General features: G+C 63.0%; 15 protein-coding genes. 2 read left to right on the top strand and 13 right to left on the bottom strand.

The features are described 5' to 3' along the window. Positions 1-2 precede the first annotated feature (2 nt). From FKV68_RS00875 to FKV68_RS00815, 13 genes are all read right to left on the bottom strand, one after another. Positions 3-1,136, bottom strand: a complete 1,134-nt coding sequence (locus tag FKV68_RS00875; RefSeq protein WP_180939685.1) for an ABC transporter permease — start codon at positions 1,134-1,136, stop codon at positions 3-5. Beyond that, on the bottom strand, positions 1,133-2,668 hold the full coding sequence (locus FKV68_RS00870; RefSeq protein WP_180939684.1) for an ABC transporter ATP-binding protein: 1,536 nt from the start codon (positions 2,666-2,668) through the stop codon (positions 1,133-1,135). Before FKV68_RS00870 ends, FKV68_RS00875 begins: the two co-directional genes overlap by 4 nt. 221 nt (positions 2,669-2,889) lie before the next feature. After that, positions 2,890-5,145 carry a heavy metal translocating P-type ATPase gene (locus FKV68_RS00865; protein WP_180939683.1) on the bottom strand — a complete coding sequence of 752 codons (2,256 nt, stop codon included), beginning with the start codon at positions 5,143-5,145 and terminating at the stop codon, positions 2,890-2,892. Positions 5,146-5,320: 175 nt separating this feature from the next. Then, positions 5,321-7,489 carry a glycoside hydrolase gene (locus FKV68_RS00860; RefSeq protein ID WP_180939682.1) on the bottom strand — a complete coding sequence of 723 codons (2,169 nt, stop codon included), beginning with the start codon at positions 7,487-7,489 and terminating at the stop codon, positions 5,321-5,323. After that, positions 7,486-8,484, bottom strand: coding sequence for a glycosyltransferase family 2 protein (locus tag FKV68_RS00855; RefSeq protein WP_180939681.1), 999 nt, complete (start codon positions 8,482-8,484; stop codon positions 7,486-7,488). The genes FKV68_RS00860 and FKV68_RS00855 overlap by 4 nt, the downstream gene beginning before the upstream one ends. Positions 8,485-8,571: 87 nt before the next feature. Continuing rightward, positions 8,572-8,931 (bottom strand): VanZ family protein, encoded by a 360-nt coding sequence (locus FKV68_RS00850; RefSeq protein ID WP_180939680.1) that lies wholly within the window; start codon positions 8,929-8,931, stop codon positions 8,572-8,574. A gap of 98 nt (positions 8,932-9,029) precedes the next feature. Continuing rightward, positions 9,030-10,127: a glycosyltransferase family 4 protein gene (locus tag FKV68_RS00845; RefSeq protein WP_425347642.1), complete on the bottom strand. Its 1,098-nt coding sequence runs from the start codon at positions 10,125-10,127 to the stop codon at positions 9,030-9,032. Between the two features lie 325 nt (positions 10,128-10,452). Further along, on the bottom strand, positions 10,453-11,697 hold the full coding sequence (locus FKV68_RS00840; protein ID WP_180939678.1) for a glycosyltransferase family 4 protein: 1,245 nt from the start codon (positions 11,695-11,697) through the stop codon (positions 10,453-10,455). Between the two features lie 9 nt (positions 11,698-11,706). After that, the gene (locus FKV68_RS00835; protein ID WP_180939677.1) at positions 11,707-12,468 is read right to left on the bottom strand and encodes a polysaccharide deacetylase family protein; all 762 of its coding nucleotides are present in this window, start codon (positions 12,466-12,468) and stop codon (positions 11,707-11,709) included. Beyond that, on the bottom strand, positions 12,461-13,792 hold the full coding sequence (locus FKV68_RS00830) for an O-antigen ligase family protein (protein ID WP_180939676.1): 1,332 nt from the start codon (positions 13,790-13,792) through the stop codon (positions 12,461-12,463). Before FKV68_RS00830 ends, FKV68_RS00835 begins: the two co-directional genes overlap by 8 nt. Positions 13,793-13,806: 14 nt before the next feature. Beyond that, positions 13,807-15,426 carry a GumC family protein gene (locus FKV68_RS00825; RefSeq protein ID WP_180939675.1) on the bottom strand — a complete coding sequence of 540 codons (1,620 nt, stop codon included), beginning with the start codon at positions 15,424-15,426 and terminating at the stop codon, positions 13,807-13,809. A 170-nt stretch (positions 15,427-15,596) separates the two neighbouring features. Further along, positions 15,597-16,745 (bottom strand): GNAT family N-acetyltransferase, encoded by a 1,149-nt coding sequence (locus FKV68_RS00820; protein ID WP_180939674.1) that lies wholly within the window; start codon positions 16,743-16,745, stop codon positions 15,597-15,599. Next, the gene (locus FKV68_RS00815) at positions 16,735-18,057 is read right to left on the bottom strand and encodes a lipopolysaccharide biosynthesis protein (RefSeq protein WP_180939673.1); all 1,323 of its coding nucleotides are present in this window, start codon (positions 18,055-18,057) and stop codon (positions 16,735-16,737) included. The genes FKV68_RS00820 and FKV68_RS00815 overlap by 11 nt, the downstream gene beginning before the upstream one ends. A gap of 217 nt (positions 18,058-18,274) precedes the next feature. Between FKV68_RS00815 and FKV68_RS00810 the strand changes: the two genes are divergently transcribed. Together FKV68_RS00810 and FKV68_RS00805 are read left to right on the top strand one after the other, a co-directional pair. Then, a complete protein-coding gene (locus tag FKV68_RS00810; RefSeq protein ID WP_180939672.1) occupies positions 18,275-19,006 on the top strand; it encodes a N5-glutamine methyltransferase family protein in 732 nt (243 codons plus the stop codon). Then, positions 19,003-20,115 (top strand): GNAT family protein, encoded by a 1,113-nt coding sequence (locus FKV68_RS00805; protein ID WP_180939671.1) that lies wholly within the window; start codon positions 19,003-19,005, stop codon positions 20,113-20,115. The genes FKV68_RS00810 and FKV68_RS00805 overlap by 4 nt, the downstream gene beginning before the upstream one ends. Position 20,116 lies beyond the last annotated feature (1 nt).

The following is a 20,116-nucleotide window of genomic DNA, read 5'->3' as shown; positions in this document are numbered from 1 at the left end:
CTTCAGGCTCCCTTGGTCTGCACGACGGCGGCCGCGCGCTGACCCCGCATCGCAAAGAGGCGGGTGATGGCCGGGCGGAACATGTTTTCGAGCGCACCGGCAAAGAGGATGACGAGGCCCTGGATGATGACGATCATGTCGCGTGAGATCGACGGCATTTCGAAGGCGATTTCCGCTCCGCCCTGATAGAGCACGCCGAAGAGGATGGCGGCCGGAATGATGCCGCCCGGATGGGAGCGGCCCATCAGCGCGACAGCGATACCGACGAAGCCTGCGCCCTGAACGAAATCGAGCTGCATGCGGAACTGTTCACCCATGATCGGGTTCAGCGCCATCATGCCGGCAAGCCCGCCCGAGATCATCATGGCGATGACGGTGATGCGGCTTTCACGGATGCCGGCATAACGCGCCGCGGACGGGCTGTGGCCCATGGTCCGCATCTCGTAGCCGAGCTTCGTGCGCCAGATCAGCACCCAGACGGCAAAAGCTGCGGCCAGCGCCAGCAGGAAGGAAATGTTGAACGGCGCCGTACCGATGTTCAGTCCGAAGATCGACAGCAGCCAGTCGAGTTTTGGCAGTTGCCCGCCCTCGGCGAAGGTACGCGTCTGCGGCGCCATCGATCCGAGCGGCTTCAACACGCGCGTCAACAGGTAGACCATCAGGCTCGAGGCGATGAAATTGAACATGATGGTGGTGATGACGATATGGCTGCCGCGCTTTGCCTGCAGCCAGCCGGGGAGGAACGCCCAGAGCGCGCCGAAGAAGGCCGAACCGATGATCGCGATAGGGAAGACCACGTACCAGGGCATGGTCTGGTCCAGCCAGAGGCAGGCGAGCGCCACGCCAATGCCACCGACATAGGCTTGCCCTTCGCCGCCGATATTAAATAGCCCGCAATGGAACGCCACGGCGACGGCAAGACCGGTAAAGATGAAGGTCGTCGCATAGTAGAGCGTGAAGCCGATATATTCGCCGCGACCGAAGGCGCCGTTGATCAGGTGATAGGCTGCCTCGAACGGATTTTCGCCGACAAGCAGGACGACAAGTCCAGCGACGATGAAGGCGACGGCAAGATTGACCAGCGGGACCAGACCGTATTCGACCCAGCCCGGAAGCTTTGCATAGGGGGTGCTCATTCTGCGGCCTCCTTGCGGCCTTCGACGCCGGCCATCAGGAGGCCGAGTTCGCCCTCGGTCGCATCGGGGCTGCGTTCGCCGACGACACGTCCGGCAAACATCACGAGAATGCGGTCGGAAAGCGCGCGGATCTCATCGAGTTCGACGGAGACGAGCAGGACGGCCTTGCCCTGGTCGCGCATCTCGATGATCCGCTTGTGGATGAATTCGATGGCGCCGACGTCGACGCCGCGGGTCGGCTGGCCGATGATCAGCACGTCCGGTCCGCGCTCCATTTCGCGCGCAAGCACGATCTTCTGCTGATTGCCGCCGGAAAAATTGGCGGTCTTCAGCCGCGCGTTCGGCGGACGGATGTCATATTTGGCGATCTTCTCCTCGGCATCCTTGCGGATCGCGTCGATGTTCAGGAAGACGCCGTTCAGGTAGCGCGGGTCGTTGTGGTAGCCGAGGATGGCGTTCTCGCTCTCCTCGAACTTCAGCACGAGTCCCACATGATGGCGATCCTCCGGCACATGCGCCAACCCTCGCGCCCTGAGCGCGGCAGGGTCCCTATGGCCCGTCACATCGACGGACTGGCCGTTGAGCAGCACGGTCCCGGAGGTCGCCTTGCGGATGCCGGCGATGGCTTCGAGCAGTTCCGACTGGCCATTGCCGGCAACACCGGCAATGCCGACGATCTCGCCGGCCCGCACCTCGAGGGAGACGTCGTCGACCATGGTGACGCCGCGGCTGTCCTTGACCGTCAGGCCCTGAACCGAAAGCTTCACGTCGCCGGGCGTGCCCTCGCCCTTCTCAACGCGGAGCAGCACGCGACGGCCAACCATGAGTTCCGCGAGTTCCTCGACCGATGTCTCACCCGTCGTGCGGGTTGCGACCATTTCGCCGCGGCGCATCACCGAGACCTCGTCGGTGATCGCCATGATCTCGCGGAGCTTGTGCGTGATCAGGATGATCGTCTTTCCCTGGGCCTTGAGCTGCCCGAGGATGCGGAAGAGATGGTCGGCCTCTGCGGGCGTCAACACGCCGGTCGGCTCGTCGAGGATCAGGATATCGGCCTTGCGGTAGAGCGCCTTCAGGATCTCCACGCGCTGTTGGAGGCCAACCGGAAGCTCCTCGATCAGCGCATCCGGATTGACCTCGAGCGCATATTCCTTCTCCAGCCGCTTCAGCTCTTGCCGCGCCTTGGCAATGCCCTTGTTGAGGATCTGGCTGTCTTCGGCACCAAGCATGACGTTTTCGAGCACGGTGAAGTTCTCGACCAGCATGAAATGCTGGTGCACCATGCCGATGCCGGCGGAGATCGCCGCATTCGGGTCGCGGATCATAATCGACCGCCCATCCACGACGATCTCGCCGCTGTCGGCCTGATAGAAGCCATAGAGGATCGACATCAAGGTCGACTTGCCGGCGCCGTTCTCTCCGATAATGCCGTGGATCGTGCCTTTGCGAACCTTGAGATTGATATTCTTATTGGCGTGGACGGGGCCGAAACTCTTATCGATCCCACGCAATTCGATGGCAATATTATCCATATTGGCCCTGCGATCCCCAATCTTGCCCTGCTTCGGTTTTCTTCCCAAACCGTGCCGGCAATTTTTTTACCATTTGGTATAAGTTTATCATCGATTTTCGGGCGCGAAAGCCCTCAATCGCGATCTCCTTATACTCTCACCGGATCGCTGGTGAGAGTCCAGCGTGAATATACACAGCCGTATCAGGCAATTGTCGCCGCAAAGCGGCGACAAACCCATTCTCAGGTCGAGGCCGGCGGCCGCAACAGCCGCAAGGCGTTCATGGTCACCAGAACGGTGGCGCCGGTATCCGCCAGGATCGCCGGCCAGAGGCCAGTGATGCCGGCGATGGTCGTGACGAGAAAGACGGCTTTGAGGCCCAGCGCCATGCCGATGTTCTGGTAAATATTGCGCATCGTCGCCCGCGAAAGCCTGACCATGGCGGCGATGTCGGAAACGCGCGCATGCAGTGAGGCGGCGTCGGCGGTTTCAAGGGCAACATCCGTTCCACCGCCCATGGCGATGCCGACGTCGGCGGCCGCCAGCGCCGGCGCGTCATTGATACCGTCACCGATCTTGGCAACCTGGAATCCCTCAGCTTGGAGCTGGCGAACGATTTTCTGTTTATCCTCCGGCAGCAGGCCAGCATGGATCTCAATCCCGAAGGGGCGCCCGATCGCCTCCGCCGTGCGGCGGTTATCGCCCGTCAGCATCACCACGCGGATGCCGGCGTCGCTCAGCGCTTTCACGCCCTTCGCTGCATCGGCGCGCGGCTCGTCGCGCATCGCCAGCGCTCCCGCTGCCCGGCCATCGACGACCAGCACGGAAACGCTTTTTCCCTCATCGTGGAGGGTCCCGATCCGCTGCTTCTCAGCCACGGACAATGCCACGCGCTCGTCAACAGCCTGCGGCGAGCCGAGGAAAAGCTCGACGCCGTCAACCGAGCCCTCGATCCCCTTGCCGCCGATCGCCTTGGCGCTTGCGACCGGGGGAAGCTGCAGCCCGTCCGCATCGGCGCGGGTGCGAATAGCCAGTGCAAGCGGATGGCTGGACCCCTGTTCGAGCGCTGCCGCATATCGAAGGACATCCGCTTTCCCCGCATCGAAGCCGACGATATCGGTAACCTTCGGCTTGCCTTCGGTAAGCGTGCCGGTCTTGTCGAAGGCAGCAGCGGTGATCCGGCCGAGGCTTTCGAGAACGGCGCCGCCCTTCATCAACAGACCGCGTCGCGCACCCGCCGAGAGGCTCGCGGCGATCGCCGCCGGTGTGGAGATCACCAGCGCGCAGGGGCAACCAATCAGCAGGATCGCAAGCCCCTTGTAGATCCATTCGCCCCACTCCGCTCCCCAGAGAAACGGCGGCATCGACGCGACCAAGGCTGCGACGACGACGACGGCCGGCGTGTAGTAGCGGGAGAAGCGGTCGATGAACCGCTCGGTCGGTGCCTTCATCTCCTGCGCTTCCTCGACCAGCCGGATAACGCGTGCAATGGTGTTGTCGGCAGAAGCGGCGGTGACGCGCACCCGCAACGCACCGTCGCCATTGACGGTGCCTGCGAACACGCTGTCGCCAGCTTCCTTGCGAACGGGCGTGCTTTCCCCGGTCACCGGCGCTTCGTCGACCATGCTTTCGCCGGAGACGATCGCGCCGTCGGCGGGGATTCGGTCGCCCGGCCGCACCAGGATCGTCGCCCCCACCGGCAGGCTCTCGGCCGGAACCTCGCTTGTTCTGCCGTCCATCTCGACAAGCGCCGATTTCGGCACAAGTGCCGTCAGCGACTGGATGCTCGCCCGCGCCTTGCTTGCCGCAACGCCCTCCAGAAGCTCGCCGATCAGGAAGAGGAAGACGACCATCGCCGCTTCTTCCGTGGCGCCGATGAAAACCGCGCCGGCGGCGGCAACGGTCATCAGCGTCTCGATCGAGAAGGGCGTGCCGGCAAGTGCCGCCATCAGCGCGCGCCTTGCGATCGGCACAAGGCCGACAAGCATGGCGAGCGTGAAGATCCAAGGCTCGGTCGCGGGCAGAAACTTGCCGGCGCCATGGGCGACCGCGAGCGCGAGGCCGGCCGCAACGACAAGCCGTCCCTTGGCGGTTCTCCACCAGGGACCAGTAGCGGCAGATCCATGATCATGGCCATGGCTTTCGGAGGGCTCAGGTCGCGCCTTGCCGGAATGCAGATAAGGCTGTTCGCCTGCCGACGGATGGTGGTCGTGGCCATGCGCATGATCGCAACAGCCATGGTCGCCAGCGCCGGATGCTCCGGCCGTCGTGCCGGCCAGCGGCAAGAGCCGGTAGCCGAGACCGCCGACCTTGCGCACGATCGCCGGGCCGATTTCATGCCCATGCGCATGACGAACGGTCATCGTGCCTGCGCTCACCGAGACGCTAACGTCTTGCACACCGTCCACGCGCCGAACGGCGGTATCGATCTTTGCGGCGCAGGACGCACAATCCATGCCGTCGACGCGATATCTGCTTTCCCGAACGTTGCCCGCCATTCCTTGCTCCTTGCGAAATCAAAAGCAGGCTACGACCTCTAGCGGCTAGAGGTACAAGAGCAAAAATGCACGTTCGCGTCTGCGGGTTGCGGAACGTGAGCAGTCCCCGAGTCTAACAGGGGACGGAAAACTGCTCAGCTTTTTCCTAATCCTGCTTTTAGGCTGATTCCGCGGATCAGTCTTCGAGCTCCAGAAGAAAATAGGTCGTCGGTCCGTCGGGCGTATCGTTCGAAAGACGGAACGAGATGGGGCCTTTCCCGATTTCGATCGCCGGGCGAAGGGTGCCGTCGAGAGCGACGGGCGAGAGCTTCCATTTCCCCGCGGTTCTCGCGAGCGTGAGATCGACTTCACCCTTTCGGATCAGGACCGGCAATCTGCCGAAACTCTCGATGACCTTTTCTTCGCTGTCACGAAAGACCATGCCGGTGTTCTGGGCGTCGGTCGCAAAGATCAGCAGAAAACGCCGGCTATCGGCAAGGGATGCGGGCGTATCGAGGGCCGACAGCGCGACGAGCGCGTTGCCGTCTGCCCGTTCTATCCGCAGGATACCGAGGTCGATCGGCTCGCGAAGGGAGGAAAATGCAGCCGCTTCGGTCGAAGGGGTCGAGACGCGGAGCTGCCCGGCGGCGCGCTGCAGCACGATCTCTCCCGTGTCGCTTTCATAGCGCCCGCTTTCGACATCTGTGGCATTGCCGGTGGGAAGGATGCCGATGTCGCGGAACTCGGCGAGAATATCCGCACTCGCCTGGGTTCGCGGTTGCGCGACGCCGATGTCGAGCCGCGACGGGTCCGAGCGCTTCAACCCTATGCGGCCGACCAGAGCAAGGTCGGTCAATTGCTCCGGCTCGCGCGCCTGCATGTCCTCGCCAAGATCTTCCTCGCCGCGAACCGCGAAGGGAATGGTGATCCGCGAGGTCGCCACGTCTCCGCGCCTGTAGACGAGCGCAGCAAGCGTTTCACCCGCCCGGGCGACCGGATCGAGCGCGATCGCATAAGGAAGCATCGCTTTCTTGTGAGGAAAGGGTTCACCATAGGCGAGCGCGATCGGCCCATGGCCATGTCTGCAGAGCACATCCCAGCCTTGCAGGGCCGCATAGGCCGGCATCACGAGGCCTGCTTCGTAACGATAACGGTTCCAGAAAAGGTGATCGTATTCGCTGACGATGAAGGGCTTTCCGAGCCAGCGCGCGGCGCCGACCATCCGCATGTAGTTGGCGCTGTCGGCGAGCGAACTTGCCTGCAGGAGTGCGCTGCCTGGAGAATAGCCGCCGACCCAGTCGTGATAGGTGTTCATCGTCACGGCGTCGAGGTCGCGCCTGCTCAAGCCCGTCTGCACCGTCGGCCAGTTGTTGTAGGTGCTGATCAGCCCCCTGTATCCGAGGTCGCGCAGGACCTTGCTCATCCGCGCCGCCGATGGTCGCTCGACGTCCACGATGAAGGCCTGAAGGTCGCGCATGCGGGGACTATCGGCGTAACGATCGGCGGGCAATTTCACGGAGGCTGCCTCGAGCCGCTCGTCGTCCTCAAGATCGCCCCAGGCCTTCGCGAGCGCCTCGGTCGACGTGTAGCGTTTCGCAAGCCAGTGGTTGAAGGGTGCAGCCAGCACCGGATCATAGGGCGGCTTGCCTGGGCGATCATGCACGATGCCGTCGAACTCGATGCCGTTCTCGTTGGCGAGGATCACCAGCGCCAGAGCGTCGTCACGGATCGGCGCGATACCGGTGTAGGGATTGACCCGCGCCAGGAATTTCTCTTGCAGCGTCTTCCAGTGGGCAAAAGCCACCTGATCGAGATGGATCAGGAGCTTCAGATTTCCATTGGCGTCCCAACGATCCTCGTATCCGCCGTAGGCGCCGCGCGGCGACGACAGGCCGTCCATGATCCAGTGGATGCCGTTGCGTTTGAGCGCGGCAAGCAGATAGTGGATGCGGTCGAGCGTCTCCGGATCGAAGTCGAAATCCTTCTGCCGGCCGAACATCAGGCTCGCATCGGTGAAATGCAGCCGCGCTATGTTATAGCCATGCAGCGCCAGCTGCCGGGCATAGCGATCGGCGCCGTCATGATCCGGAAAGCCGCCGGAGGCCGGGCTCCAGGCGAGCGATGCGCAGAGCATCCGGACCGGCTTTTCCGGCGCTTCGGCGAAGGCCAGTTGCCCCTTTGGGCCGGCAATCAGCCGGTGGCCCGCATTGATGGTCTCGTTTGGCAAGAAGGACGAGAAATCGAGTGGACTGCCCGCTCGCACCTCCAGCGAGATTTCCCGGACCGGCAGCCATTGGTCGGAGGCGCGGGCGGAAAGGCAGCCGAAAAATAGCGCCGCCGCGGCAAGCAGTGAGCGGCTGTTCATGCGGGCTTGCCGAGAATTCTGCTCTCGATCGGGGCGGCCGGCTTCAACCGCGACCGGAGCAATCCGACGGGCAGGGCGGCAGCATGGAAGAACCAGGCAACGACGGTATAAAGGCCCATGCCGAGGCCGCGCTTCTTGAGGCTGACCACGAGGACAACGGCTGCAAACATGGCTGAGACCGCGGCCATCGCCATGCCCTTGTCTGACAGGAACAGGACCAGGCCGAGCGACAGCGCCCACCAGAGATAGACGAAGGCCCACAGCTTCAGTTCCGGCAGTTCCCGCAGCACCTGAAGGAAATAGGGCTTGCCGAGGGAGGCGCGCAGCAATTCGCCGATGCCGTAAAGATATTTGCTCTTCCAGCGGCGGACGAGCAGCCGGTAGGAATTGACGGTGTGACCGAAATGCTGGACGAAGCGACGATCGAGACGATGGAGCCCCCATCCGGCGCTTCGAAGCCGCACACCGAGCTCGAACTCCTCGTAACCGTGAAGATTCCGGTCCGAGAGATAGCCGACATCCTCAATCGCGGCGCGCCGATAGATGCCGCCGCCATTCATGCGATCGATCGGGCCGATACGGTTCTCGGGCGCGTTGCGTTTCACGCGCCGTGCGAATTCCAGGTTGGAAACGAGCATCTCCTCCACGTGGCCGGTGACACCGGCAACCGAGAGATTTTCCGCGAGGAAGGCGATCGCCTCGTCGAGAAATCCAGCATCCAGCAGCATGTCGCCATCCATCAGGCAGACGAAGGCGTGTCGGGAATATTGGAAACCGAGTTGCGGCCCGATGCCACAGCTCGGAAGCGCCGGCGGGACGATCTGCGCGATCGTGACCGGATATTGCGAGGCGATCTCCACGGTTCGATCAGTCGATCCGCTGTCGGCAACGATGATTTCACCTTCTTTGCCCGCCAGCGCCGCAACGACGCTTTCGATCGTCGCGGCGATCCGCTTCTCTTCATTCAAGGTCTTGATGATGACGGATATTGTCAAAAGAGCCCCCAGATGTCGGCAGGGTGTCGCAACCGCAAGAGCGTCCAGCAACCGTTTCTAGCCGGGATAATTTGAGTTTTGGTTTATTCACGGCGCCCGGTTCAGCAAGCGCGGCCACTGCCGGGCCAGGAACCACCCTGCCGCAATGCCACAACCGCCGCCCGCGACCTTGACCGCAAGATCTTCAAAGCGAGCGTGACGATCCATGGACAGGATCTGCAGCAGTTCGAACCCGACTGCCGTGGCAAGCACGATCGCAATGACAACCGGTAAACGTCCCGGATAGCCGATCATGAACAGGAGGCCGAGGAAGCCGAAAGCGCCGAACCTTTCGACATGCACCCACGTGCCGATATGGGGGCGCATGCCGATCGGAGACAGCGTCGAATAGGCGATCACTCCTAACAGCAACCATGCGAGCAACGATGCGATGCGTCTGAGGTTCATGCGTCAATCCAAATCGTCGTGACCAGTCTTCTGCCTCGCGGTACCGAGGATGAGGTGCACCGTGGCGAACGTTGCAGCAAACCGGGGGAGGACCCGGCCTATTTCGACAGCAGTGCACCGTATACCGCAAGCGTCTTTGCGGCGACGCCCGTCCAGCTATAGGTCAGCTCCGCATGCCTGATCTTCGAAAGGACCTGCTCCTCGCTCGGAGGGTTGGCAATCTTGCTGCCGATCGCGGTCGCAAGCGCGTCGATATCGCCCAACGGAAAATAGTCGTCGGAAGGAAGGTCCAGCTCGCGATTGGCGACGATGTCGCTCGCCAGCACTGGCAGGCCATGGGCCATCGCCTCGAGGAGCGCAATCGGCATGCCTTCGTGGCTGGAAGGCAGCACGAAGAGGGCGGCGTTGGCGAAGAGTTCAGCCAGCCGGTCGCCGGTCTGAAAGCCGGCCAGAACGACGCCCCCGACATTTGCGGCCATCGCCCTCACCTGCTGAACGTAAGGCGTCTCGAATTCCCCGTCGCCGGCGAGCACGAGCTTGAATTCGCCGTTGCCCACCTTTGCGAACGCCTGGATCAGGTCGGTCTGGCGTTTTTCCGGAACAAGCCGGGCGGCCAGAAGAATGTATCGGCGCGGCTCCAGCGCGAACTCATCGAGGATGCCGGTGTCGCCGCGGAAGGGCGAAACGGCGACCCCGTTCGGGACAAAGGTCACGGCTGCCCTGTGGCGCTCGCCCATGGCGTGAACGATCTCCTTCGAAACCGCGATGCGGCCGTGAGAGAGGCGCATGCCCATGAACTCCCCGAGACGCAACATGCGCTTGGCGAAGCCACCCCATTTCTGTCGGTCGTAGTCGTAGCCATGGTGGGTGACCACCACCTTCATGCCGAGAAGTCTCGCCACGGGCACAAGGAGCGCCGGTCCGATAGCGTGGATATGCAGGATGTCGGGTCGGCGCAGAGCCGCGAAACAGACGCCCACGAACGTGTGCACGAAGGCTTCCAACGCCATCAGGCGCGGTGCCCAGAGCGGAAAGACGCGAATTCCGTTCCAGGAGAACGACGACGGCTTCTGAAGGTAGTGGCGGCGTCCGATGACGTCGGCGTCCCAACCATGCTCCACGAGCTTGCCCGCGAGCATCTCGACATGCTTCTCGACGCCGCCCTGGACGTTCGGGATGCCGCGCAAGCCGAGCATTACCACGCGCCGCCGGTCACGCCGGCCGGCCGCGGGCCGGGGAATGCTCGCGACTTCCTCCGGAAGACCGGCGGGCATGCTGTGCGCGCGCGGCAAGGCGCTCGACTGCACCAGCCGGTTTCTCGAGACTTCGGACTTTCTGCTCATGGTTGTCGGCCCCAGGGATTTCCCTTGCCGGCTTATGCACCGCAAGCACCTACGCCCTCCGTAAGAAATTCCTTAAACTTCGAAGGAAATGCGCGAAAATCAAACGCTTGCGCAGCATGGGGCGGACGCTGTTGCAGCCAACATCACCCGTCGCGCTTGTGGAACCTGTTTCGGCTTTTTAGGCGACTCCAAGCGCTGCGTAGAGGTCGAGCGTCCTGGCGCGATAGGCCGCCGCGGAGAACTCGCTGGCGATCCAGGCCCGACCCGCCGCACCCATTTGCGCGCGAACGGCAGGGGCAAGAGCGGCCATGGCGTTCAAGGCGCTGGCGAGATCTTCGACATCGCCGGATGTCGCCAGCAGGCCGGTCTCGCCTTCCTTCACCATCTCCGGAATACCGCCGATCGCCGCGCCGATAACCGGGCGTCCGAGGGCATAGGTCTCGAGAATGCTGACCGGAGCGTTCTCGTACCATTCGGAGGGAAGCACGAGCGCCAGGGACTGGCCGATCAGGCGATGCAGATCCTGCCCCGAAAGATAGCCGGCGAAGCTCACGTCCGCGCCGAGTTCCGCCGCAAGCTGCCGAAGGGCTGCTTCCTCAGGTCCGGTACCGGCGATGACCAGCCGCTGTCTTGAAAGGGCAACGGCTCGGATCAGCGTCGCAAGGCCTTTTTCCGGAGCAATCCGGCCGGCAAAGACGAAATAGTTCCCCTCCTGCCAGTCGTCGCGATACTGTTCGACATCGACGAAGTTCGGGATGTGGACCATCTTTTCACGCGGCCAGTTCCATTCGACGAGCTTTTCCAGGTAGAACCGGCTGGGCACCACGAGCCGATCCACCTTGTCGCGGTATAGACCGAGCAGGCGATGCAGCATGGTTTCGGCGAGTACAACGGCGCTGAGCGATACGGAGTCCTTGACGCAACGATGGCGCAGCACGTTGTAGATTCGCCCGCCGCTGCAGTCCTCGCAGACCTTTCCATCACGGAGCATCTTGTAGGACGGACAGGCGAGCTTCAGATCGTGAACGGTCATCACCACCGGAATGTCGGCGGATTTCAGCGTCGAGAAGATTGCCGGCGACAGATGGTGATAGACATTGTGGGCGTGGGCGACCGACGGCCGCACCCGCTCGATGAGCCGGCCGATGTTGCGTTGCGCCTCCAGGGAATAAATGACGCTCGCGGCCTGAGAGACCTTTCGCAGCAAGCCCGTCTGCCGGCCGTATTCGATCTCCGATACGAAATAGTCCGACCAGGGCGAGGCTTCGTTGCGATCGTGCCGCATGGCGAACGGCACCACATCCCAGCCGATCTCTGCGAACATGGCCATGTGGTCGAAAAAGACCGTCTCCGCGCCACCGCGGCGGTAGAAGTAGTTGTTGATCGCCAGCAACTTTTTGCCGGCATCTGCAAAGCCCGCCACGCGCGCACCTCACCAGTTGATCCGGTCGAGCACACGATCGACCGGAAGCACCTCACATCCCTTGCCGACCGCATAGCAGACCAGATGGTCGAAGGTTTCGGGGGTGCAGCCATAGGGCGTCGGCGACGGCGCAATGTCGTGGGTGAAGAAGACGAGCCAGCCGGGACGCTCGACGACGTCGTCTATCCAGTGCGTCAGCGCGCGCGAATGCTGCTCGGGCTGGCGGATCTCCACGGCCTTGAGCATCAACGGGTCCACCAGTCCGCGATTGATGGCCTCGCCGCCCGCACGGCAGGTACGATAGCGCCTGCGAAGCTCCGAACGCGCGAGTGGCCAGGCTGCATTGTACGGAAAAGCGAAATTTGCCGGGGCGGTGACCGCGCCGACGCCTTCGAGATAGGCCGCATTGCGGTCGAGATCCCGGCCAAGGGCGGCACCGGACATGTCCCGCATCCGGCTGTGCGCGAAAGTGTGGCAGCCGATTTCGTGCCCGCGAGCCAATAGCTCGCCACAGCCGGCCGGGGAAATCAGCGTTCGATCCGGCTCCACCTGAGAAGCAAGCCCGCCGGCGATGTAGAAGGTACCACGGACGCCGTGCCGCTCCAGAATGGCTGCCCCGTGCTCGAGCGCACTGTCGGGAACGTCGTCGAAGGTGAAGGAGACGAGCGGCACTGCCGTTCCCAGCCTGCGCCGTTGCCGGCCAAAGCGCCAGATCAGCCGGTTTGCCAATCGGTCGACCAGCCCGTCGATCTTCCGTGCGATCTCAGGCATGCGCCATCGTGCTCCTTTTCACCGGTTGCCGATCGACCTTCAACACCGCGGAGGACTGGAGATGCAGACCATAGAGCGCGAACATGAATGTGAACCAGATGAGGTTTCCGCCCTCGAAGAACAGCGTCTCGAGGCCGGCATGGAAAATCGTGTAAAGCCAGATGCGAATGAAGAGCCGCGTGAGGTGTGCATGCTCGCAGTCCGGAGCGATCCGGGAGATGTCGCGGAGCGGCAGCAGAATGACCCAGATCAAGGTCAGGATCAGCCCGGGAAATCCGCTCATCAACGCGACATCGAGGTAGGAATTATGCCCGTTGGCCGCGGCGACGGCCCACGTCTCAACCGACCCGCCGCTGTAGACCAGTTCTTCCGTCTGCCAGAACGCCCTGAAGCCGTAGCCAAGCAACGGATGCTCCGCCAGCGCCGAGAAGGCGAAGCGCCAGATATCGGCGCGGTTTGTAAACGTCGCGTCAATGCCAAGCCGGCTAATGAATTCGCCGAGCGGAATGAAGACGGCCGAACCCACGGCGAAGAGATTGAAGAGCCCGACACCGCCAACGGCGATCGGGATGCGCATAAAACGGGCATGCTCGAAAAGCCACGCGAGGATCAATATCCCGGGAAGCATCGCCGTCGAGGTCTTGCCACCGGTGTGGACGAGAAAGACGCAGGACAGCGCAATGATCACGATGCCGGCGAGGCGCGACCAGGTATTCATGACGAAGAAACCGAAGAAGGCGCCAAGCACCATCGCGGCGGCGGCGCTGTTCTTGTGCGGAAAGTGGCCTCGCCACAATCCGGCGTTCATCGGTTCACGCAGTTCCGAGGCCTGGTGGATGGCAAGCGACGGCTTGAAAAGGATGCCGTAATAGGCAACAGCCAGCATGACGAGCGTGCCTATCCCGAGCATCTTGGCGAAATGCCGTTCCGAGTCCGGCATCAACAGATAGATACTGGCATTCACCGCCATCATCACGCTCAGAACGACGCCCTTGATGCCGAGGACCGGATGCGCGGAAATGACCGAGGTGAGAAGAAACCACGTAAACAGGACGGCCAAAAGGAGGCGCGGCTGCAAGATGACATTCCGCATCGGATGAAGCACGCCGTAACAAAGCGTCCCGGCGAAGAGAGCCAGCGATACAATCTGATTCAACCGGCTGGAATTGCCGGCAGAGGGATCCAGGATCGCCTCGCCCGTGAGGTCGACAAAGGGGTCGATCGAGATCCACAGGAACAGGAACATCGCCATGAACAGAAAGGTCCCGGCGGCCGCCATCCGGGCCTGCGTGGACCGGTCCTCGCTGTGGGCGGCACTGCTCATGCCTGCGGCTCCCTTTATCCGGCCGCCGGCCGCGGGCCGCGAACATACTTCCACAGGCCGAGGGCCAGCGCGGCGGCCACGCCGATGAAGAGTCCCGCTACGCCACCGGCAATCAGGAGGATGAGCGTCCGGGGCGGCCAGGTTCGGGAATTCGGCGGCATCGCGCGCGAGATGACGCGGACGTTGGTCGCGTCGATCTGCTGGCGCTCGGTGATCTGTTGGGCGCGAGCGAGGTGCGTTTCATAGATCGCCGCCTTTGCCCGCGCGTCGCGCTCCAGGTCGCGCAGCTGCACCTGGGCCTCGTTGTCGGTGAAGACATTCGATTTCTCGGCGCGTGCCTTGTCGCGCAGCGTGTCGAGCGCGGATTTCTCCCTGTCGAAATCGGCCTTCGCGCGCTCCAGGATGCGCCGGGCTTCCTCGTCCATGGCCGCTTCCAGCGTCGTCCGTTCGGAGCGCGTCGAAACGAGGCGCGGGTGCCTTTCGCCGTAGATCAGCCGCATCGAGCCGATCTGCTGCTGCAGCGCATTATACTGCTGCCGCAGGTTCGTCATGTTGGCGGATTCGAAGACCGAAGCGCTCGCCGTCTGCTTCTCGGCGATGGCTGCGCTCATCTGCTTGTAGCGGGTTTCCGCCTGGATGAAGCCCTGCTGCGCGGCCAGGACCTGGGTGTTGAGCTCGCTGGAAAGCTGGTTGCTGACGAGCTCGCCGTTGCTCGACTGCAGCCCACTCGCGCGGCGGAAGTCCTCGACCTTCTTCTCGGCCTCGGTCACGTTGCGGCGCAGTTCGTCGAGACGGGCGTTCAGGTTCTGGGCGACACGGCCGGCGCTTTCCGCGGCCGATTGGAAAAGTTCTGTTTCAAAGGCTTCGACGATCGCATCCGACAGGACGACGGCCTTTTCCGGTTCTTCGCTCCAGACCTTCATGACGACAACGAAGGAGCGCTCCTCCCGCCGTGCCTCGACCCGCTCCGTGAGAGCACGCAGCGCCGCAAGGTGCTTGTCGGCCGCTTCCTCCTGATCCGACAAGAGCAGGTTCTTCATAAAATCCAGCGGGGACGGTTTGACGAACTCGACATCCTTCGTCAGCTGCAGCTTGTCTATGACGCGCGCCAAAACGTTGCGCGACGTGAGAATCCTGAGCTTGCTTTCGACCTCCAGCAGTTGCGCGTCGCGCTGGGGGTTGCTGGTGAAGACGTCATCGCTGACAACGTTGAGATTGGACGGATCGACGACGATGTCGGTATAGACGGTATATCGCGGCGACGCCATCAGCGCATAGGCAAGAGCGGCGGCAACGCAAAGGACGACGGCAATGGCGATCCAGCGCATCCCGTCGCGTAGCCACAGGATCACGTCCTCGATGCCGATCTCGCCGATGAGCTGAAGACGAGGGAGCCATTCGCCAACGGTCGGCTGTACCGGTTCCCGGGCGGTCGGGGCCGGTGGAGGCGGCGGAAAATTCACGGCCCGGAGCGAAGACTTGCGGTCTTCGGGCCCGCTGTCTTCGGGAAGGATCGCGTCCTCCTCCTCCGGAGTGGGCACGAGATCAAGCAGCGAGCCTTCGCCGGAGCGAAGCCGCCGATATCGTGTCTGCAGGCGTAATCCTTGTTCCTCGGGCTCGCTCCGCCGATACATCCGTTCTTTCCCCACGCATGCCCTTGAAGCCAGCAAAAAGCGTCCTGCGTACCCCGCATCCATTGCTAAGAACTAGGCTGGCAGGGTGAATATTCCGTTAAGTACAGCTTGCAGGCGGTAACCTTCCGCGGTGTTATAGGCGCCGAACCGCAAACCCTTCGCCATCCGCTCTAGAAATCCGTAAGCAGCCTGCTCCAACTCTCCGAGGCGAGGCCGCCGATATAGATGTCATTGCGCAATGCCGCTTCCATGAGGTCGGCGTGGCGCGTGACCATGCAGAAATACCCCCGGTGGCGGAAGGACAGCCATCGCTGGCGCGAGATGGCATTCATCAGGAACGGCTGTGCCATGCCGATGGCGGCGGCATAACCTTCGCGATCGAGTGAGGCGAACATTTCGGCAGTGACGTCGAATTCGCTTCCCGCGTCGCAAATCACGTTCAGCACATTGGCGATCCCGTTCTCTTTGCCGAAAAATAGGAATGCGCCAACGGTCCGTCCGCCTTCACACGTCACCGTCCTGCATTGCAGCGCCCCGAGGCTCCTGTTCAACGAGGCAACGCCGGCGAGCCAATCGAATTCGGATTTCGACCAGGTGGGACGAACCGAAAAGCGCTCAAGCATCGGTCCCACGCAACGGTGGAACTCCTCGAGACTAGCCGGCCTCGTCTCAAATCCCGGCACCGGAGTGGGTTTCGTCGACGGCCTCCGCCAACGCAGCGCGTTATCCGCCAATGAAAGCACGCCGATGACGCCACGCGACCGCAGCAGGGGAGCGCGTCGGCTCGCAAGGACGGCACCCGCGACGAAAGGCCGAAACGAGCGTCGCCATTCGAGGCTCTGGATAGGCAGGACGACGCCCCCGCCGGCAACCCAGTGATCGGCGCTCACCGGGGACGAACTGTCCGAAAAACACATGTCCTGGCGCGCCGCGCGCATCATGCGGGCAAGACGCGCCGCACCCGCTGCTCCGGCTTTGCCGTCCGCCATGAAGGCGCAGAGAAGCCGGGCGATAGTCGGGCGGCCGTGAACCATGAATTCGATGGGAACCGCAAGGATCGCGCTGTCGATGTCACCTGCGCCATTCTCGTGGAGGACGCTGCCGCACGCCGGCGTATAATGGGGGCTGCCGAAGAAGACGGTTTCCAGGTACCGTCCGAGTTCGTCTCCGGGCTCACAGTCGATGTTGCGGAAAACCTTGTTGAACAGCTTGCCGATCGTGGGGACGTCGCCGCGCTCCATGGCTCTTATCCCAGCCGGTCGGCATAGGTCGGTTTCGCCGGCCGGCGCCAATTGAGCGTCCCGCAATTCAGCCTTCATGCACCATCCCTGCGGCAAGTTCCGGCCGACCGGCCTGCGCCCTGTCGCGGCGAACGAAATGCAGGAACACGCTCCATGTGGCGACAACCATCGCAATCTCGATCGCATAGAACGAAACGAATGTACCGACAGGCGGCGCATACCAGCTCGCCCACGCGGCGAGCGCCGCCCCCGCGACGCTGCCAAGTCCCATCACCGTTGCGCGGCCGGCGTGGTACCCCGAGGCGCCGAGCGCTTCCACCGCCACGGACCAGATGGCCATGGGTACGATGACCCAGCAAAGGTTCCTGACAAATGCGACGAGAGAAACGTAATCCTTGCCGAACAGATAGGGCAGGATCGGCGCCAGCACGAAAACCACCACAGCCGCCGCAACGCTGATCCCGGTGGAGGCGATCAGCACCTTTCGCACCCGCTCCAGCGCGTGATGCAGCCCAGCCGCCGAAATTCTTGCCGAACCGGGATAGATGAGGCGATGCAGCGCCTCGACGGACAGATAGCTGCTCTCCAGCATCCGGCGCGCAACGCTGTAGCTCGAAACGATCTCGGCGGTCGCGACGAGACTGAGAACCAGCAGGTCGGCGTTCTGGCGCACGGCGCGCAGGATGAACGGAATGCTGAAATAGAGGCCTTGCGGCAATTCCTCACGGACGATGCAATAGCGTGGCCTGCCCAGCGCCCTGATCGCCCACATGCAGGCCAAGGCCACCAGGACGTGGCATAGGAACTGCCAGATGGCCCAGGATGCGACCGTGGCAACGCCGAAAGCAATGCAGGCGAGCGCTGCGGCAGCTGTCCGTGCGAGGGCAAAGCCGACCACGACGATGTTCGCCGAAGCAAAGTCGGAATGGGCGAGAAAGATCTGCTCCACCAGCACGATGATGCGAACCAGCACGACATTGGTGACGAGCATCAGCGTGATCACCGCGAAGTTCGTCAGCGGATCGGCGGAAATCGTGAGAAAGAATGGCAGGACGGCTGATCCGATCAGGACCAGCGCCATGCCGCTTGCCGCCGTCAGAATGATGTTATGGCCAAGCATCCGCGGATAGATGGCACGATCGCGCGCGACCCGGCGCACGAGGCATTCCATGGCGCCGAGCCCGCACAAGTGAACGGCAATGTTGGCGACCGCGGTCACCGCAACGAAGACGCTGAATTCATCGACGCCGAGCCAGCGGGCGAGAATCGCGAAGGTCAGAAGCTGCGCCGCGGACCCAATGACGAGACTGCCGCCAGAGGCAATGTAGGACAGGAGCATCGGCAGAAATGGCTTGTACCTGCCCGGTTCCGTTGCACATTCCGAAGCCATTGCGATCTGCCTTTGACGACTGCCTGACGTTGTGCGCGGCATTCGGGCAGACGCGTGGCCCGCCCGGTCACCGGCATTGATCGCCGCGGACACTACCACGCAGAAATGATTGTGCGGTTAACGTACTCGCATCAATTGCATTTCAGCTTCCGTTTACCTGGATGGGATAGGGTCCGCGGCGATCTGATTTCCCATCCCCAAAACCGAAGGAGCGTTCGTGCAGCAGGGCCACGATCATTTACGCGGCAATCGGGCAGGCGGCCCCTCGGTTCGCCTCGTTCGGTTCATGGACGTCGAGCTCGAGCTGGCGCCGGACGTCCTGGTGCCAAGGGAGGAAACCGAGCTCCTCGGGCGCCGCGCCGCGGCCATCCTTCGCGACTACGCCGGGCAGGCGACGGTCGTCGACATGTGCTGCGGCTCGGGCAATCTTGCTCTCGGCATCGCGGCGGACATTCCGTCCGCGCGGGTCTGGGGTGCGGATCTGACGGACAGCACGGTGGCGCTTGCGCGCCGCAACGTCGAGCGTCTCGCCCTTGAGGAGCGCGTAACCATCCGGCAAGGCGATCTTTTCGCGGCGCTCGAGGGCGCGGGTCTGGAAGGTGCTGTCGACTTGATCGTCTGCAATCCGCCCTACATCTCGACATCCCGTCTCGAAACCGACAGCGCCCACCTTCTGGCAACCGAACCGCGCGAAGCCTTCGACGGCGGCCCTTACGGCATATCGATCCATCAACGCCTGGTGCGCGACGCCATTGCCTTTCTGAAGCCGGGCGGCTGGCTGTTGTTCGAGTTCGGAGAAGGGCAGGAACGGCAGGCGGCAGCACTTCTCGCCCGAGCCAAGGCCTACGACGTCGTGACATTTGCCACGGATGCAACCGGCAAACCACGTGTGGCCTTGGTGCAGAAACGCGCGAACGAAAGCCCAGCCGGCGAAGGACGCGCAAGATGAGCGATATCCGTCCTCTGCAAGCGGCGGACATGCCGGCCGTTGCCGGGCTGTTTCAGAGAGTGTTTCGCAACGGGAAAACCACGCCGCCCACCTTCATCGACTATCTCCGCCAGCTCTATCTGGAAGCGCCCGGATGCGATCCGGAGATTTTACCGCTCGTCTACGTCAACGGCGGCGGGCGCATTTCCGGATTTGTCGGCGTGAATGCGCTGCCGATGACCTTCAATGGCAGGCGTTTGCGCGCCGCGATCTGCGGATCGCTGATGGTCGAGGGGCACGAGAGCGATCCGCTTGCCGGCGCACGACTTCTCAAGGCTTTTCTCGCCGGGCCGCAGGATCTTTCCTTCAGCGAGACCGCGAGCGAAGTTTCCACGCAGATGTGGACGAAGCTGCGCGGCATCGCGCTTCCCCAATACAGTCTCGAATGGATCCGGGTCATCCGGCCTTCGGCTTTTGCGCTCGATCTCGTTGCCGGCCGCATCCGCCCGGCCCGCCTGCTGAGTCCGCTGGCGCGCTCGGTCGATCACCTTTATCGCAGCAGGATGGACCGCGGCAAATTGCGCTGGTCGGGACTGGCGGAAAGCCCGCCCGCCCGCGGGGCATTGCAGGTCTCGGACATCGATCGGCACACCTTTGCCGCTGTCTTCGAACGGCTGACGGGGCAGTTCGCCTTACGCCCTGACTGGGCGCCGGGGCAACTCGATCACGTGCTCGCGGATGCTGTCGATAAACCGGAATTCGGCGAGCCGGTCTTCGCTGCCGTCACCGCTCGCAGCGGCACGCCCGTTGGTGCGTTTTTCTACCATGTGCGGGCCGGCGGGATCGCCCGGGTGCTTCAGGTTCTTGCCGCGCCGGGGCAAGCCGGCCCTGTCATCGACTGCCTCATCGACCATGCGGCCGCGCGCGGCGTTGCGGGCCTGCGCGGGCGGACACAGCCCGCCCTGCTGGAGGCGATGCTCGGCCGCCGCATTGCGTTCGTTCACGCAGCCTCGACCGTCGTCCACTCCCGCGACGAAGAGCTCGTTGAAGCCTTCCGCAAGGCGCAAGGCTTCATGAACGGGCTCGCAGGTGAACAATGGAACCGCGTGTTCGGTGGTCGCTTTGACTGAG

Source organism: Sinorhizobium mexicanum, from assembly GCF_013488225.1.
Classification (GTDB): domain Bacteria; phylum Pseudomonadota; class Alphaproteobacteria; order Rhizobiales; family Rhizobiaceae; genus Sinorhizobium; species Sinorhizobium mexicanum.
This window is presented reverse-complemented; position numbering and strand designations above follow the sequence as displayed.

Coding starts and splice junctions, on each gene's coding strand:
- FKV68_RS00860 (WP_180939682.1), bottom strand. CDS start 7,489: ATGAACAGCCGCTCACTGCTTGCCGCGGCGGCGCTATTTTTCGGCTGC.
- FKV68_RS00850 (WP_180939680.1), bottom strand. CDS start 8,931: ATGAACCTCAGACGCATCGCATCGTTGCTCGCATGGTTGCTGTTAGGA.
- FKV68_RS00825 (WP_180939675.1), bottom strand. CDS start 15,426: ATGTATCGGCGGAGCGAGCCCGAGGAACAAGGATTACGCCTGCAGACA.
- FKV68_RS00865 (WP_180939683.1), bottom strand. CDS start 5,145: ATGGCGGGCAACGTTCGGGAAAGCAGATATCGCGTCGACGGCATGGAT.
- FKV68_RS00870 (WP_180939684.1), bottom strand. CDS start 2,668: ATGGATAATATTGCCATCGAATTGCGTGGGATCGATAAGAGTTTCGGC.
- FKV68_RS00875 (WP_180939685.1), bottom strand. CDS start 1,136: ATGAGCACCCCCTATGCAAAGCTTCCGGGCTGGGTCGAATACGGTCTG.
- FKV68_RS00820 (WP_180939674.1), bottom strand. CDS start 16,745: ATGAAGGCTGAATTGCGGGACGCTCAATTGGCGCCGGCCGGCGAAACC.
- FKV68_RS00835 (WP_180939677.1), bottom strand. CDS start 12,468: ATGCCTGAGATCGCACGGAAGATCGACGGGCTGGTCGACCGATTGGCA.
- FKV68_RS00830 (WP_180939676.1), bottom strand. CDS start 13,792: ATGAGCAGTGCCGCCCACAGCGAGGACCGGTCCACGCAGGCCCGGATG.
- FKV68_RS00845 (WP_425347642.1), bottom strand. CDS start 10,127: ATGCTCGGCTTGCGCGGCATCCCGAACGTCCAGGGCGGCGTCGAGAAG.
- FKV68_RS00805 (WP_180939671.1), top strand. CDS start 19,003: ATGAGCGATATCCGTCCTCTGCAAGCGGCGGACATGCCGGCCGTTGCC.
- FKV68_RS00815 (WP_180939673.1), bottom strand. CDS start 18,057: ATGGCTTCGGAATGTGCAACGGAACCGGGCAGGTACAAGCCATTTCTG.